This window comes from Paenibacillus sp. Marseille-Q9583, assembly GCF_976954365.1.
Genome location: NZ_CDRJTB010000002.1, coordinates 1 through 17155 on the forward strand (window position 1 = coordinate 1; position 17155 = coordinate 17155).

General features: G+C 43.6%; 13 protein-coding genes. 10 read left to right on the forward strand and 3 right to left on the reverse strand.

The features are described from left to right. Positions 1-193: 193 nt before the first annotated feature. A complete protein-coding gene (locus ACWNM1_RS01850; RefSeq protein ID WP_449599421.1) occupies positions 194-1027 on the reverse strand; it encodes an AraC family transcriptional regulator in 834 nt (277 codons plus the stop codon). A gap of 170 nt (positions 1028-1197) precedes the next feature. Between ACWNM1_RS01850 and ACWNM1_RS01855 the strand changes: the two genes are divergently transcribed. From ACWNM1_RS01855 to ACWNM1_RS01895, 9 genes are all read left to right on the forward strand, one after another. Beyond that, on the forward strand, positions 1198-3249 hold the full coding sequence (locus tag ACWNM1_RS01855) for a beta-galactosidase (protein ID WP_449599423.1): 2052 nt from the start codon (positions 1198-1200) through the stop codon (positions 3247-3249). Positions 3250-3432: 183 nt separating this feature from the next. Continuing rightward, on the forward strand, positions 3433-4407 hold the full coding sequence (locus ACWNM1_RS01860; protein ID WP_449599425.1) for a phosphotransferase enzyme family protein: 975 nt from the start codon (positions 3433-3435) through the stop codon (positions 4405-4407). Between the two features lie 90 nt (positions 4408-4497). Further along, positions 4498-5046, forward strand: a complete 549-nt coding sequence (locus ACWNM1_RS01865; protein ID WP_449599427.1) for a GNAT family N-acetyltransferase — start codon at positions 4498-4500, stop codon at positions 5044-5046. A gap of 103 nt (positions 5047-5149) precedes the next feature. After that, the gene (locus ACWNM1_RS01870) at positions 5150-6136 is read left to right on the forward strand and encodes a phosphotransferase (protein WP_449599428.1); all 987 of its coding nucleotides are present in this window, start codon (positions 5150-5152) and stop codon (positions 6134-6136) included. 229 nt (positions 6137-6365) lie between these two features. After that, positions 6366-6869 carry a CYTH domain-containing protein gene (locus ACWNM1_RS01875; RefSeq protein ID WP_449599430.1) on the forward strand — a complete coding sequence of 168 codons (504 nt, stop codon included), beginning with the start codon at positions 6366-6368 and terminating at the stop codon, positions 6867-6869. Positions 6870-6974: 105 nt separating this feature from the next. Next, positions 6975-8363 (forward strand): threonine synthase, encoded by a 1389-nt coding sequence (gene thrC / locus ACWNM1_RS01880; RefSeq protein ID WP_449599432.1) that lies wholly within the window; start codon positions 6975-6977, stop codon positions 8361-8363. A gap of 345 nt (positions 8364-8708) precedes the next feature. Next, the gene (locus ACWNM1_RS01885) at positions 8709-9695 is read left to right on the forward strand and encodes a Gfo/Idh/MocA family protein (RefSeq protein ID WP_042185046.1); all 987 of its coding nucleotides are present in this window, start codon (positions 8709-8711) and stop codon (positions 9693-9695) included. Between the two features lie 19 nt (positions 9696-9714). Then, complete coding sequence (locus ACWNM1_RS01890; RefSeq protein WP_042124302.1) at positions 9715-10590, forward strand: radical SAM/SPASM domain-containing protein; 876 nt, start codon at positions 9715-9717, stop codon at positions 10588-10590. 127 nt (positions 10591-10717) lie between these two features. Then, positions 10718-12787, forward strand: coding sequence for a class I SAM-dependent methyltransferase (locus ACWNM1_RS01895; RefSeq protein WP_449599435.1), 2070 nt, complete (start codon positions 10718-10720; stop codon positions 12785-12787). A gap of 98 nt (positions 12788-12885) precedes the next feature. Here the strand turns inward: ACWNM1_RS01895 and ACWNM1_RS01900 are convergent, their stop codons facing one another. Beyond that, positions 12886-13644, reverse strand: a complete 759-nt coding sequence (locus ACWNM1_RS01900) for a hypothetical protein (protein WP_449599437.1) — start codon at positions 13642-13644, stop codon at positions 12886-12888. Positions 13645-13748: 104 nt separating this feature from the next. Then, on the reverse strand, positions 13749-14639 hold the full coding sequence (locus tag ACWNM1_RS01905; RefSeq protein ID WP_449599439.1) for an AraC family transcriptional regulator: 891 nt from the start codon (positions 14637-14639) through the stop codon (positions 13749-13751). Between the two features lie 127 nt (positions 14640-14766). Here ACWNM1_RS01905 and yicI point away from each other — a divergent pair, with 127 nt between their 5' ends. Beyond that, the gene (yicI, locus tag ACWNM1_RS01910) at positions 14767-17088 is read left to right on the forward strand and encodes an alpha-xylosidase (RefSeq protein WP_449599441.1); all 2322 of its coding nucleotides are present in this window, start codon (positions 14767-14769) and stop codon (positions 17086-17088) included. The last annotated feature ends 67 nt before the right edge of the window (positions 17089-17155 follow it).

Genomic DNA, 17155 nt, shown 5'->3' on the forward strand with positions numbered 1-17155 from the left:
CACTCTCCACCTAAGCAAAATCCGGTTTCTAAGCAAAGTCCTTGACTACACAGTAGTAACAACTCGCCCCCAAACTATAGAAAATTCTGCAGAAAGTACAGCAATGTGGACTCTGAACACTTATATCCCCCTATCGCCCGTGAGAGTGATAGGGGGGATATAAGTGTTTGATGTTTTCTGGTGTTTTAAGGCATTACAATCCAAAAGCCTGACGGTACTTTACGGGGGACATCCCCTCGAACGTTCTGAACACTTTAATGAAATAGCTGGACTGGGCAAAACCGGACTGAGTCGCAACCTGAGCAATGGAGAGTCCAGTAGAAACCAGTAGAAGCTTGGCTCTGGCCAGACGACAATCCGTTAAATAACGGTTTGGTGTTTTGCCCATAACCATTCGAAACAGCCGTAGAAAATGATAACTGCTGTACCCGGTTAGTCTTGCCATCGACTCCAGTGACCAAGGGCGGGCACATTCGACATGAATGATATCTGCGGCACTGCGGATAGACTGCCTGACCTCGTGCGGTACTGAGCCGTGAAGCGGTTCGGAGTTCTGCAGCAATTTCACTAGAAGCTCGTACAGAAGCGCGGATAGTCTTGGCTCACTACGTGTTACATAGGAAGCGCTCAGCAAATACATTTCCTCGAATAGCTCATCCAGCTTAGCGTCCAAATCAAAAGTGAACAGGTATGCACTAGACTGGTCCACTTCTTCTAATAAGGGGAGTACAATTTGAGTGCTAAAATGAACCCAACGAACATCCCAAGGCTCTCCGGGATCAGAGCCGTACTGCTGGTAGGCGCCTTTAGGGTAAAGAAATCCTCGTCCTCTGCTCATTGGAATACGTTCGCCCTCATGGAATACATAACCCTCCCCACCAAAGATTAAATGCAGGTTATAGCTTCCCAGGAATCCTTCACTTCTTCTCTCGGTATGCTGTGGAAAGTGACTGTAGTGTCCCAAAAATTCAGGATAACAGACATATTTTGAAAAAGCTGGTGTCGGCAAATACCATTGTTTCTTCATGTTATATGGCACTCATTTCTGTCGCGCATCAGAGCGCTAGTTGGATTGAGGTAATTAACGCAAGATAGTTATATGATCGCAATATTTTGTTATATAAGCCTTGTTAATACTGATACTACAATAGAATTATAAAATACTAAAAGCATATTTTTAATACTTTGGAGGTAATCATGAAGAAACCTGTCGCAACAGAAAAATTCGAGCTTGGCGTCTGTTATTATCCGGAACACTGGCCGGAAAGCATGTGGGAGGACGATTATCGCCGAATGCGAGAACTAGGCTTTACAATCATTCGGATCGGGGAGTTTGCTTGGTCTATTTTTGAACCTGTCCAGGGTGAATTTCAGTTCGGGCTCTTTGATCGGGCGATTGATTTAGCTCATAAACATGGTCTTCAGGTTGTGCTCGGTACGCCGACGGCAACACCTCCAGCTTGGCTGACCCATAAGTATCCAGAAGTATTAAACGTGACGTATGAAGGCGTTACCCTTCAGCATGGTATGCGCCGTCATTATAATTACAGTAGCCCCAAATACCGTGAGCTGTGTGCTCGGATTACGGAACAGATGGCTGAACATTATGGCAATCATCCAGGTGTGGTCGGTTGGCAAATTGATAATGAGCTCAACTGCGAGATCAGTGAATTTTATTCAGAGAGTGACCATAAGGCTTTCCGGGAATGGCTGCAGCAGAAATATGTCACGCTTGAACGGTTAAACGAGGCTTGGGGGGCTGTTTTTTGGAATCAAAGTTATAGTGATTGGTCTCAGGTGTATCTTCCGCGTCCTACCCCATCACCCAAGCAGCCCAATCCCCATCAGGCTTTGGATGAAAAGCGGTTTATATCGGACAATACGATTTCTTTTGCCAAAAACCAAGCGGACATCATCCGTAAACTTGCCCCTAAGCAGTGGGTAACAACGAACGGTCTGTTCGGGCATCTCGACAGCCATGAATTGACAGATGAATTACTAGATTTCTTCAGCTATGATTCCTATCCGCAGTTCTCGACTATTTTTTATGATCCGAATGAGCGGAATCCGCTGAATGACAGAGGCTGGGGACTTTCATTATCTGTTGTCCGTTCTATTTCCCCCAATTTCTGTATTATGGAGCAGCAGTCGGGACCAGGTGGCTGGGTGAACCGGATGGATATGCCTTCTCCGAAGCCTGGACAGATGCGGTTATGGACCTATCAATCGATCGCTCATGGCGCAGATATGGTGCTGTATTTCCGCTGGCGGACAGCCACGATGGGCAATGAAATTTATTGGCATGGCATTAACGATTACCATAACCAGCCGAATCGAAGAGTACGGGAAGCGGGACAGATCGGTCAAGAGCTGGCGGGGGCAGGGCAAGCACTTATCGGCACCCGTAATCAGGCTAACGTTGCTATTGTTCGTGATTATGCTAATGAGTGGGATGGAGAGTATGATGTATGGCATGGTCCATTTATGTGGAAGAGCAATAAGGAGTGGTACAAGGCACTCCAGCGGAAGCATATCCCGAATGACGTACTCTATTTACGCAAAAAGACGACGCTGGAAGAGCTCGCACGGTACGATGTGCTTATCTATCCTCACCCGGCAATTATGACAGATGAGACAGCGTCGCTTCTGGATGAATATGTTCAGCAAGGTGGAAAACTGATCTTCGGATGCAGAACCGGCTATAAGGATGAACGCGGCCAATGCTATATGCGTCCTTTCCCAGGTGCTGCTAGGGATCTATGCGGGATCACAGTCGAAGAATTCACAATGGTTAAAGGTAGTCGTCAGCCAACGACGATTAGCTGGTCGGGTGCGGCAGAAGTGGTTACTAGGGCAGATGATTTTAATGATATTCTCCAGATTGAGGATGATTCGGTCGAAGTCATGGCGGTCTATGCCTCGGACTATTATGCAGGAAAACCGGCGGTTACAAGAAATCGTCGCGGCAAAGGCGAGGTTTGGTATTACGGAGCAGTTTTTAATGAACAAGCAGCGTCCATAATCATAGATCAAGTTGGCCTGCAGTCGCCAGTAGATTGGCTGGTGCTCCCTGAAGATGTAGAGCTGCAAGTTCGTAACGGGACTTCTTCCAGTTACACTTTTTTACTTAATTATAGTGAAGTGCCTGCCTCCATACATCTGCATGAGACCAAAACAGATTTACTGAGCGGAACAACATTATCGGGTGAGGTTACTCTGGAAGGCTTCGGTGTATTGGTATTGCATTAATGGAATGAATAAAAGCTAATGAAATAAGTAGAGTTACGTATTAGAGATCTAATATGTAACTCTATTTTGTTATAGGAGCTATTCAACAGGATACTTTTTAAATATAGTTATTAATTCCAACAAAATACAACGAGCAACAGGTACAATATAAAGAATATTCTAGATTTGAAGGAGGGAAGTCTTATGATCATTGAAGCTGAGAAAGTATTGTTGCAGTATTCGTTCATCGATCCAATCATTGAATTCATTAGACATAATGAGAATATTACATTTAAAGTGACCGACAAAACGGATAACAAAAATTATTTGTTACGCATACATAAACCAATATCTGAAGGGTTCTCAGGCTTACAACATACTCGAGATGGATTACAGGCAGAAATGTTTTTTCTGCGAGAAATCGATCAGAAGAACATACTGAAAGTTCAAAGACCTGTTGTAAATCAAAAAGGGGAATTGGTTACTGAATATAGTTCGGAGCAATTTGGGACTAGTTTGGCCACTCTTTTAGAATGGATCGAAGGCTCGACGCTAACCCAAGATGAAGATAACATTGAACAGATTGTTTATAGATTAGGTAGAAATCTTGCCAGTTTACATGAATTCTCACGAACGCTAATGCCCTTGGAGTTACATAGACCTGTATACAATGTCACAAAGATTGATGAAACTTTAATAGAACTTGGAAAGGGAACAGACAATGGAGCCCTTAATCAGGAGGATTACGAAGTTATTAGTAGCGTTCTACTCGTAGTAAAAGAACAATTAGCAGAGCTAGACGCTAGGGACAACTCATGGGGATTCATTCATGCTGATTTTCAACTGGGGAATGTCGTTGTGTCAGAACAAAATCCTATCTTAATAGATTATTGTTTATTTGGTTATGGTTACTACCTGTTTGATTTGGGCTCTGCATCCTCCATGCTGAAAAGTGAGCTCCGTAAAACGCTTTTGGAGGGTTATGCTTCTGAAACAAGCTTTTCGCTTGATGAGATTCGGTACATTGAAGGACAAATATTTATGGATATTTTTATTAGTTACGTATTTTTTATTCATGATCCTGAAAGAAACGGCTGGATAAAAGAGCACGCCTCCAAAATATGCAGCACCCTATGTCGCGATTTTCTTGAGGGGAAAGAGGTATATTATTCGTTTTAGAGATGATGTGATACTCTAATAGTGAATGATGAATGAAGGGACTGAACTATGCGCAGAGATCATTATTTTTAAACCAACTATTAAAATTTAATGGAGGTAAAAATAATGTTAACTACAGAGTTACACACAGAACGATTACATTTAAGAAAAATGAAGGTATCGGACTCGCCTTGTTTATTAAAAATTTGGTCTGATCCAGAGGTTACCAAGTTTATGAATATTGGTAATTTTACTGATGAAAATCAGGCAAAAGATATGATAAAACTTCTTGATGAATTTTCTCTAGATAACAAAGCTATTCGTTTCTCTATCATTGAAATGGAATCCAATGAAATCATAGGTTCTTGTGGTTTTAATTCCTTAGACTTTGAAAATGAGAAAGCGGAGATTGGATATGACATTGCTAGAGCATTTTGGGGAAGCGGATATGCTTCAGAAGCTATAAGTGCTTTGTTAGATTACGCATTCTCAACTTTGAAGCTGAATCGAATCGAAGCAAAAGTGGAACCCGAAAACGTGAATTCAGTAAAAGTCTTACAAAAGCTGAACTTTATGTTTGAGGGAACCTTAAGAAGGTATGAAAGAGTAAACGGAAAGTTTATAAATATCAATATGTATTCAAAATTAATAACAGATTGATGATTTAAGGCAGTTTTACGCAAAAACTTAAAATTTCCCAGAGGTTATATAGGTCTCCATAAGGAATAAAAACTTATACACTATAAATATAGGAGTTGACCAGATGGAGACAATTTTAACAGAGGGAATGATCTTGGATGACCTACTAAAAACATTTCATCGTTTATTCGGTTTGAATGTAATTGAAACTACTTCGATAAAACGAGGCTGGTTAAACTTAAAGTGGAAAGTTACGACGGATGCAGGGGAATTGTTACTTAAACAATACAATAAAGAAAGATATAAATTATATAAGTCAGAGGAGATATTGTTAGCACTCTCTCAACAGATTAGATTGTATGACCAAGGTCTAGCGTGCCCCAAAGTGCTATCACAGAATGAAAGTATTTTGCTTGAATCTGATCATGGAGAACGCTTCCTGGTGATGGAGTATTGCCAGGGAAAACTAATTTCACCAGGTAAAATCAATGTCCATCAAATATATGATTTAGGTCGAGCAACAGGAAAAATGCATCGATTGTTAAATGACGGGACACTTGGCATTAAAAATAGTCCGCAATTTATTCCTCCAAGTCGTGAGGAGCGTTTAGCACATTGGAACTCCGTTTGGGAAAAGACTAAGGGACTTGGTAAACCTCAGCTGCTTGCTGATATAGAAACTCAATTTAAAGCTACTGAAGAAATGAATATAGAACTACTCGAATTACTTCAAACAGGCTGGGCACATCGTGACCTTTGGGTAGATAATCTTTTATTTAATGATAACGGATTAGCTGCAATTCTAGATTTTGATCGACTAAAATATGACTATCCGCAGCTTGATGTAGCTCGTGCTGTGATGTCATGTGCCTTAGATGATAATTTAGATGTCTCCCTGGCTTCGGCGTTTATGGAAGGGTACAGTGAGGAACGCGACGTGGTAGAGGGCTATTTAACACATTCATTACAGTTGTTGTGGTATATGGAAAGCACATGGTGGATTAATGCTAACATGGATCAACATAGTGTGCCGCCAGCTCGCTTTGCGAAGGAAATGATTTGGCTTGCGGAAAATCAAAAAAATATGTCCGCTTTGTTAGGAAATCTTTAGACAGCGTAAAATTAACCACTATTCGTTAAGCTAACGGGTAACTATAGCTCAACTAAACAGCGACAGTCTAGGGCTTTGTCTCCACGTCCATGACTGCCGCTGTTTCTATTATTGAGGTAATTCGATAAGAACAAGACCTTTTTCCCCATAATCTACGTTGACTTGGGTTTGTCTCACCCCTATGATGATTATTAATATAAAATAAATGCACATTGAGGAGCGAAACATCATGGCTTTGGAGATCGAACGCAAGTTTCTGCTGCCGGAATTTCCGGAGCGGCTTATTCAAGAAGGCGAATTGAAGATTGTCACCCGGCATAATATCGATCAGACGTATCTGGCAATAGACGGCGGACAAGAGCTGCGTGTGCGTAAAATTACGGATCTGGACTCAGGTGAGGTAACGTATACACACACGTTTAAGGATGGCAAAGGGATCAAACGCGAAGAGATCGAATATTTTATCTCAGAGGGTTTATATCATCAGATGATTGAGGCAGTAAATGCGGTAGCCTTGGTCAAAGAGCGGATTACGGCAGTGTGGAATGACACAACGGTTGAGATCGACGTCTATTCTCAGCTGAAACTGTCCGTTCTGGAGGTTGAATTTGAATCTTTGGAGGAAGCGGAAAGCTTCAAGGCGCCGGAATGGTTCGGCAAGGATGTCAGCACAGAACGGCAGTACAGCAACAAAACCGTCTGGAAAGAGCTACAAAATAAGACAAAGAATTAACGGACTTTAGCGCGTAAACGTGGTAGTATATAGGGAAAACAGGCAACTATAAAGTGAAACTTATATTTATATATATTATATATAGAGGGGTTCAGGAGGATGAGCATGAAGTATATAAGCACAAGAGGCAATGTGGAACCTAAAGGCTTTATCGATACGGTGTTGATGGGACTTGCCGATGACGGCGGATTGATGGTTCCTTCCGAGATTCCTGTCGTTTCAGCAGCTACTTTGGAGGAGTGGAGAAGTCTTAGCTACCAGGAATTGTTCCTGAAGATTTTCGCCTATTACACTAATGATGAGATTCCTTTAGAAGATTTGCAGGACATGGTCAACACTAGTTATGGCAATTTCCGCACGCCGGAAGTAACGCCTATTCACCAAGTGAATGATTCCCTGTATGTATTGGAATTGTTCCATGGCCCTACTTTTGCCTTCAAAGATGTAGCACTGCAGTTTATGGGTGAGCTGTACTCGTATATTTCCAAAAAGCAGAACAAAATCATCCACATCCTCGGAGCAACCTCGGGGGACACTGGGGCGGCTGCGATTCAGGGCGTTCGCGGTAAAGAAGGAATCAAGATCTGTATTCTTCATCCGCATGGTAAGGTTAGTAAAGTGCAGGAGCTGCAGATGACTACAGTTGATGACAGCAATGTACTGAACCTGTCTGTTCATGGTAACTTTGATGATTGCCAAAAGGTGATCAAGGATCTGTTCGCGGATCTCGACTTTAAGAGTCGCTATCATCTGCGTGCGATCAACTCCATTAACTTTGTACGTATTCTGGCGCAGACTGTCTATTATTTCTATGCGTATTTGCATGTCGATGGCAGCAGCGAGAAGAAGATTAACATCAGCGTGCCTTCCGGCAATTTCGGTAATATTTTCTCCGGATATTTGGCGAAGCAAATGGGATTACCAATTAACAAACTGATTATTGCTACGAATGAAAATAACATCTTGGAGCGTTTCGTGAACACGGGTGAATACAAACCGGGCAGCTTCACAAGCACATACAGTCCTTCGATGGATATCCAAGTGGCGAGCAATTTTGAGCGGTATCTGTATTATTTGGTAGGCGAGGATTCCGAGAAACTATCCGCGTATATGTCCAAGCTGCAAACCGAAGGCAAGATTACGGTTGAAAGCGAGGCACTTCAGCAGGTGCAGAAGGACTTTGCAGCGCTTGGCGTGAAGAATGACCAATGCTTGAATACAATTGCTAAGTATCAAAAAGAATATAGCTACCTACTTGATCCGCATACTGCATGTGGAATCGCAGCTTACGAAGCTTTTAATGGCTCGGATGAGATAGGGATTACTTTTGCGACCGCACATCCAGCTAAGTTTGATGAGGCGATTACTCTGATTGACATTAAGCAGGAATTCCCGGCACAAATTAAAGCGTTGTTCGAGATGCCACAACACCAAACCGTAGTGGATCATGACAAGGATGAAATTGTGCGTCAATTGCAGGCTTTTTATAAATAAGTTGTAAATCCATATGGCTCAGCAGGCTCCTGTTCTTAAGTTAAGAATGGGAGCCTTTTTTAACGTTTCAGAAAATATATTTGGGGTCCCCGCAAAGTACCTGATTATGCATCGAAGCAAAGGCCCACTTTGTGGGGATGTTTTACTGCATCTTTCGACAAATAATGTCGCTGTTTACTATGAATAGTTTGATATCGACAAAAGATGAAGGAGTGGTGATTTTTTTCACAAGGTAGATCTATCGGAATTTGTCGGAAATTTGTCCTGAAAAGTAGACATGACTACCCAGAGAGTGAGAAAATAGCATATAGAGCTTTAGTAAGAACTAAAAAGGACGGGATTATCATGACAATTCGTTTCGGGGTCATTGGAACAAACTTTATTACAGACCGCTTCGTGCAAGCCGGCTTGGAGAATGAGGAGTTTATCCTGACAGCCGTGTACTCCCGCACAATGGAGAAAGGTCAGGCCTTTGCTGCAAAATATGCTGGAGCTACAATTTATACGAATTTGGAAGATATGGTTTCCAGTAAAGATGTCGATGCTATTTACATTGCAAGCCCGAACTCCATGCATGCTGAGCAGGCGATTATGTGCTTAAATCATGGCAAACATGTGCTCTGTGAGAAACCAGCGGCCTCAAACAGTGCGGAGCTTAGAGCAATGATTGAAGCCGCTCAGAACAATGATGTGTTGTTGGTAGAAGCAATGAAATCGACCTTCATGCCGAATTTCGGAGTGATCAGAGACAATTTGTATAAAATCGGCCAAGTTCGCCGTTATTTCGCGAGCTATTGTCAATACTCATCGAGATATGACGCCTATAGACAGGGAACGGTATTAAATGCTTTTAACCCAGCCTTCTCTAATGGCTCGTTGATGGATCTTGGTGTTTACTGCCTGTATCCTATGGTAGTGTTGTTCGGGAAACCGAAGTCTGTAAAGGCCGTGGGTCTAATGCTCTCTTCTGGAGTGGATGGAGAAGGAAGTATTGTCATGCAATATGATGATATGGATGCAGTTGTGATGCATTCCAAGATCGCTGATTCCTATTTGCCAGCCGAGATTCAAGGGGAAAGTGGTACAATGGTGATCGATAAGATCAACCAACCTTACCAAGTGAAGATTCATTATCGCGACGGAACCGTCGAGGAGCTTACGCAGCCTCAGGTATTCGAGTCTATGTATTATGAGGTTGAGGAATTTATCAACTTAATTAAGAATGGTGAACGGGAAAGCAGAGTTAATACACATGCGAATTCCTTGGCAGTAGCAGAAGTTATGGAGGAAGCCAGAGCACAGATCGGCCTCCGCTATGCCGCAGATCTATAAATAGAATGGGGAGCAGCACTTGAAGACTTTTAAAAAGGTATACATTGAGATAACAAGCGTCTGCAACCTGGCCTGCAGCTTTTGTCCACCAACCGCCCGAACGAAGAACTTTATGAAGCTCGATACTTTTAATACGATATTAGATGAAATTAAGCCACATAGTAATCATATTTACCTTCACGTAAAAGGTGAGCCATTGCTGCATCCCAAGATTGGTGAGCTGCTGGATGCAGCACATGCCAAAGGGTTCAAGGTCAATATTACTACGAATGGTACGTTAATTCATAAGGCTGGCCCTAAGATTCTCGGCAAACCTGCACTACGACAGATGAACTTCTCTCTGCATAGCTTTGATGGGCATGAGGGATCTGAGAACCGCGAAGGGTATTTGTCGGAGATTATTTCTTTTGTACGGGAAGCCTCCGCGCAAGGGGTCATTATATCCTTCCGGCTGTGGAATTTGACGGAGGATAATCTGACCAATCTGGAGAAGAATCGGAACCGTGAGACCCTTGCTGTGCTGGAGGAAGCCTTTAACCTTGATTTCAAGATCGAAGAAAAGGTTGTACCTGGCAGCGGCGTCAAGGTTGCCCCACGGGTATATCTCAATCAGGACCATGAGTTCCGTTGGCCTGCACTGAATGAGCCGGAAGATGACGGAAAAGGGTTCTGCCATGCACTACGCAGCCAAGCGGCAATCCTTGTGGATGGTACTGTTGTACCGTGCTGTCTGGATGGTGAAGGAGTCATTAACCTCGGAAACATTCATGAGACTCCTTTCTCAGAAATCGTAGAGGGTGAGCGAGCGAACAATCTGTTTTACGGGTTCTCTCGTAGAGAGGCAGTAGAAGAGCTGTGCCGCAAGTGCGGATATCGGCAACGGTTCGGGACTTGAGGATTGGAATATAAACAGAACCGGGACATGGCAATTTCATGAATCCTGGTTCTGTTTTTTAATTAACGGGAGTGTATATATAATAATAAGTCTTTATAGTCTCCACTTTGGAGCGAAGGAGGAGTATATGCTGAAATCGTTGGAAGCCATCACCTTATACCGTGAAGGAATACAAGATCATTTGGAGGATAACCTCTGGCTGAAGCTTATTGTCCAAGCCGAGGAGCAGATTGTAAATCTGGAGCGTGTGGAATCTCTGGAGGAGTTGGACCGCAGGAATCCCGTGCTGGATTATGTGGAACGCAGTTTGCAGCTTCTAGACCAGCTTCCCTGTTCGATTTGGATCAAAGAGCTTGTGGAAGAAACATTAATCTGGTCAGAAGCAGCTAAGGGTGGCACATTGAAGGAGAGGTTACTTTGGCAGGAGGAAGGCATTAACTGTTTTGTACATAACATTGGCTCCGCACAGTTATACGGGAAATATTTGAGCGGTAAGGTCTCTGACAAAAGCGCACTGGTTCATCAGCTTATTGAAACCCATGGACTGATAGGACAGCAAATCCGTGGGGAGGTGCCTCCGGAAGTAAATAAGCCGCTTCGTGATCTTGTGGAGGAACAGTTACTGACTGCCGAGGAACTTGAACGCTTGCTAACCGTACTCAATCATTGCATCATCGGAGCTGTATCCCCCGAGCTATGGCTGAATGTGGAGCATGAAGTGAAACAGCTTATTACTCTGATTGCATCCGGTGAACTTGCTAGTCCAATGCCGATGAAAGAAAGACTGCGCAGAATGCGGCTAGGTCCGATCTCTAGAGGAGAGGATTTCACTACGGAATGGGCAAAGCTGACACAGGAAGGCTTCCATGCGGAACGGTTGGAGTCTTTAAGTAACACTATCTTCTGGTATGTGGAATCTGCAATGCAGACGTTCTCGTTGGAGCAATTTCTGAAGGTGATGTTGTTTGCAGCTCAGAGGGCTCAGAATGAACCCCTACGCCATATCAGCTTCGAGCAGGTTATGAACAGCATTTACTATGACTACAAGGGTGTTAAGAAGATCAATGTTTATAAGAAACGGATTATAGAAAAATATTTATCGGAGCTTACATGGGAGGATATTGAAAAAGGGACTTTACCTGATGAGAATCCTCATCTAATGCTTCGTCCATATGCTAAGGAACATCTGCCAGACACAGTGTTTTTTCAGTTCCAATTCTCGGCAGCGGCAGAGAAGCTGATCGAATTCTGTATGGAAGCTGAAAAATCGCCCTTGTATGAACGTGCTGTGTTGCTGTTATTCGACTTGTTCGAGCTACGTAGAGACGCCTTCGACCGTTTTCATAATGAAGATACCTACTTAAGTCAAATGAATAATACCGCAGATTATAAGGCGGTGATTCTGGAGCATGTCATTGGGAAAAAAGTGCTGGATATCGGCCCTGGCGGCGGTGTGCTGCTGGATTTGCTGGAAGAGCGGATGCCAGAGGTTACCCCTATCGGCATTGATATATCGAGCAATGTAGTGGAAGCTCTGCGGCAGCGCAAGCAACGGGAAGGGCGTCAGTGGGAAGTCCTGCAGGGAGATGCGTTGAACCTTGAAGATTTCGTAGAGGCTGGAACGGTGGGTACGGTAATCTTTTCTTCGATTTTGCATGAGCTATATTCTTATGTGCCGCTTAATGGTAAAAAGTTCAATCATGACACCGTCTCGGCCGCCCTGCGAAGTGCTTTTGATGTATTGTCAGTGGGCGGGGCTATCATTATTCGCGATGGGATTATGACCGAACCCACAGCATTGCTGCGGAAAGTTCGCTTTCTGGAGGAGGACGGTATGGCGTGGCTGGAGCGTTATGCGAAGGATTTTGCCGGACGTCAGCTTCAGTATCAGAGATTAGGGGAAGAAGAAGTACTCATGCCTGTTAATGATGCCATGGAGTTTTTATATACGTATACCTGGGGCGAGGAGGCCTACATTCATGAGGTCCAAGAACAGTTTGGTTATTTTACCCCTACGGAGTTTGCCTCATTTATTGAACAGACTTTAGGAAAGCGGGCGAAGATTGAAGTCTTCCGGCATTACTTGCAAGAAGGTTATACCGAAGCGCTGCGCGATAGAGTAAGGTTCATGGATGAGAGCGGACAGGAAGTGGCCTTGCCAGACAGCACCTGCTTTATCGTGATTCGGAAGGAATAGTTGAAAGATAACATCATCTGCATATAAAAAAGCAATCGGCAACCCCTTTGATGTGGTAGAGGTCCGATTGCTTTTTCTATATAGAGATTTTGTCTTTGTTAGATTAGTATTTCTAGCTGCGACTTATCAGAATCTTCGGCTAAACGCTGAATTTCTTGGTAGGTGGCTAATTTCTCCGTCCGTTCCTGATCTTTAATTTTTTCTCCGGTGTCTTTTATGGTATCGCCTAACGTTTCATTCATTTCCGATATTCTATCTTCGATTTTGGATAACTGCTCACGTTTGGCTGTTGCAGAATGAGTAGAACGAGCTTCATCCGATTCGATTTCCTTGGTCAGAACTCTTGCCTCGCCATGCATCTTAGAATGGGTAGAAGAAACTACCTCCATTTGTGAAACATTTTGGCTTATAGCAACAATCGTATTCAATCTTTCGTTTTGTATCTCTTGCTCGGTTTTAGGTTCATCCGATAGATCTTCTTTTTGAGCTTTTTCTAAGTTCTTTTGTTGCTCTTCAAAGGTGTACTTCGCAATTTGTTGATCAATCGTTTGGAGCTGTTTATCGAATTCCTTAAGTTGATCTTGAATAGAATCAAGGTTATGTGAGTTTTTGGTGGTTCTTTCAATTAGGCTGTTCTTGCTATCGATGATACTCTGTTTTTGTTTAAGTAGAGGATCAACCATTCCGCTCATTTTAGATTGATTTTGAAAAGCTGCTTTTGCAGATTTACTTATCGATAAGTGGTCTCCGCTACCACTTGTCTTGCTGTTTGAATTTATGGTTTTATCGTTAGTTTGGTGACTAACAGCTACATTAAGTCTCGTTCCCATAGCAGAGGTCATTTTCGTTATATGCATAGCTCATTCTCCTCCTACGACGATAAGATCTATCTATAATATATCGGTAGATGAACAGGAAGAATTAACAAAGAAAGCCGTTAGCTAAGTCGAACAGCAAGATGTCAACGGGACCCCTTCCTAAACTCCGAAGGCGAGCATTTCATCGCTCTGCGAAACACTTTAATAAAATAGCTCACATTATCAAATCCGACCTCGAATGCGATGTCGGATATTTTTCTGTTGCTTTGTTGCAGTAGATCGGCGGCTTGGCGAATTCGGTAAGAGTTAATGTAATCTACTGGAGTCTTACGGGTCATTTCTTTGAAAAAGCGGCAGAACTGTCCTTCACTCATGGGGATAAGGTCGGAGAGGTCTCGAGTTCGAATCGGCTCCTGATAGTTATCCTGAATATAGAGAATAATCTTCTTAAGTCGATTGATCTTAGTAGTATCAGCGTCATCCAGCTGGCTGCGGTTTACAAAACGATCCTCTGGAGCAATCAGCGAGAGCATGATGAGTAACGTGCCTTTAATAAAAGCTTCAAACCCGGGAGATTGCGCAGCGTAGGTGTCCATCATGCGTTCTAAGTGCCCGAGAAGTTCATGCTGCCATTTCACAGCCGGTGTTAGGTGGCGAGGAAAGCTTTGTCTTTTCTCCTGAAGGGGTAAGATGGTGTTCTGCTGGATCGTATCATATTGGGCACTAGCGAGAAGATCAGGAAGAAACACGAGCGCACAAAATTTGCAAGGTGTATCTTCGTTCAGTACATAGGCAGCGTGAATATCACCGGACTCGATAAATACAGCCTCACCGGCTTTAAGTGGGAAATATTCGGTATCCACCTGAAACAGAATTTCTCCTTCGAGCAGCATAAAAAACTCCGCTTCTTCATGCCAATGGGTATCGAGGACATGTGTTCCAGCCGGTAATTCTATCCAATAAGCTGCAAGCGGAAACATGCTATCGCCATGCACTCTGTCTTCTTTTAGCAAACTCTGGGTTGTACGGTCCATAAATGCCGCTCCTTTCGGATAAAACATCAAAATAGTGTTATAAATGAGCTATATAGTATTAGTTTTGTTTATTTTTTATCGGTATAATGCAACTATAAACACCAAATTGAAAGGTGGCAAGTACACAATGAAATTTACTGATGGTCTCTGGCTGGTGCGTGATGGTATCACGATTAACGGTGCAGTTCAAAATTATGTTGTAGAAAAGACTCCAGATGGATTAACAGCAATTACTCAAACAACTCCAATCACAGGGCGTTCAGCGACGCTGAATTCAACCCTGCTAACTGTAAAATTTCATTCCCCGCTTCCAGGTGTGGTAGGGGTTAAGATTATTCATCATGATGGTGTACAAGAACGCGGTCCAGTCTTCGAACTCACGAAAGGTACTGGAGATCACGTTAAGATTGAAGAAAACGATTCCGAAACTGTGCTGATCAGCGGAGGACTTCGTGTAGTGATTCGAAAAGGCCAACAATGGGCTGTGGATTTCTATCGTGGAGACGAGAGAATTACAGGCAGCGGTTTCAAGTCCATGGCTTATATCACGGATCAAGACGGCAACACGTATATGCGTGAAGAGCTGGATCTCGGTGTAGGTGAATTCGTATATGGTTTGGGTGAGCGTTTTACCGCTTTTGTAAAGAATGGACAGACCGTAGATCTTTGGAACAAAGACGGTGGTACTAGCTCCGAGCAAGCTTATAAGAACGTTCCTTTCTATGTAAGCAGCAAAGGCTATGGCGTATTTGTTAACCATCCTGAGTTGGTTTCTTATGAGATCGCTTCGGAAAAGGTGAAAAAAGCGCAATTCAGCGTAGCTGGAGAAAGCTTAGAGTACTTCGTGATTGATGGTCCTACCATCAAAGAAGTTATCAGCAACTACACATCACTTACTGGCAAACCTGCACTTCCGCCAGCTTGGACATTCGGCCTGTGGCTGACGACCTCTTTCACTACCGACTACGATGAAGCAACCGTAAACTCCTTCGTAGATGGTATGGCAGAGCGCGATCTGCCGCTGAGCGTATTCCACTTCGATTGTTTCTGGATGCGTGAATATCAATGGACCGATTTCCAGTGGGATGAGCGTGTATTCCCTGACCCAGTAGGCATGCTGAAACGCCTGAAAGATAAAGGGCTGAAGATCTGCGTATGGATCAACTCTTATATCGGGCAACGTTCCCGCTTGTTTGAAGAAGGTAAGAAGAATGGTTATCTGCTCAAAAAACCTAACGGTGACGTTTATCAATGTGATTTGTGGCAAGCAGGTATGGCACTGGTGGACTTCACCAATCCTGCGGCTTGTGAATGGTATGCCGGCTACCTGCGTGATTTGGTAGACATGGGCGTAGATAGCTTCAAGACAGACTTCGGCGAGCGTATTCCTACAGATGTAGTTTACTTCGACGGATCTGATCCGATGAAAATGCACAACTACTACACTCAATTGTACAACAAGGTTGTATTTGAAGTGTTAGAAGAGAAGCTTGGTAAAAATGAAGCGGCATTGTTCGCACGTTCTGCAACTGCCGGTGGCCAACAGTTCCCAGTTCACTGGGGCGGTGACTGCTACGCAGATTATGAATCCATGGCAGAGAGCCTTCGAGGTGGATTGTCTCTAGGATTGTCTGGGTTCGGTTTCTGGAGTCATGATATCGGTGGCTTTGAGAACACGGCTCCGGCACATGTATTCAAACGCTGGTTGGCGTTTGGACTATTGTCCAGTCACAGCCGTTTGCATGGTAGTACTTCGTACCGTGTGCCTTGGGCTTATGATGATGAAGCTTGTGATGTTACCCGTTTCTTCACCAAACTCAAATGTAGCTTGATGCCTTATCTGTATGATGTAGCAGGACAGGCTCATGAACATGGCTGGGCTTCTATGCGGGCTATGGTTATGGAGTTCCCGGAAGATCCTACTTGCGAGGTGTTGGATCGTCAATACATGCTAGGTGAATCCTTGCTTGTATCCCCAATCTTCCAAGAAAACGGCGAAGCGAAGTACTACTTGCCGGCTGGTCGCTGGACTCACCTGCTTACTGGTGAAACCGTACAGGGTGGATCATGGCGCAAAGAGAAATATGATTTCTTTAGCCTGCCACTATTCGTTCGCCAGAATTCCTTACTGGCAATCGGCAGTGTGGATAACAAACCGGATTACGACTATGCGAATGGCGTGAAATTCGGCTTATATTCACTTGAAGATGGCACTACGACTTCTGCAACCGTTCGTGATCTCAAAGGTGCTCCTGAATTGACTGTGAAGGCTGACCGTAAAGGCAGTACGGTAACAGTTACTGCGGAAGGTAGCGGTAAAGAATTCTCGCTTTCACTTAAAGATCTGGGAGCTATCGCTTCTGTAGAAGGTGCAGAGCAAGTAGATGAAACTACAGTAAAAGTAAACGCAGGTGCAAAATCCGTATCGTTTACAATTACACTGAAATAAGCTCGTTTCTCAAAGCATATTGATATAGCCATAACCTCTCTTGTAAACTGGGTGGACGATCTGTTCC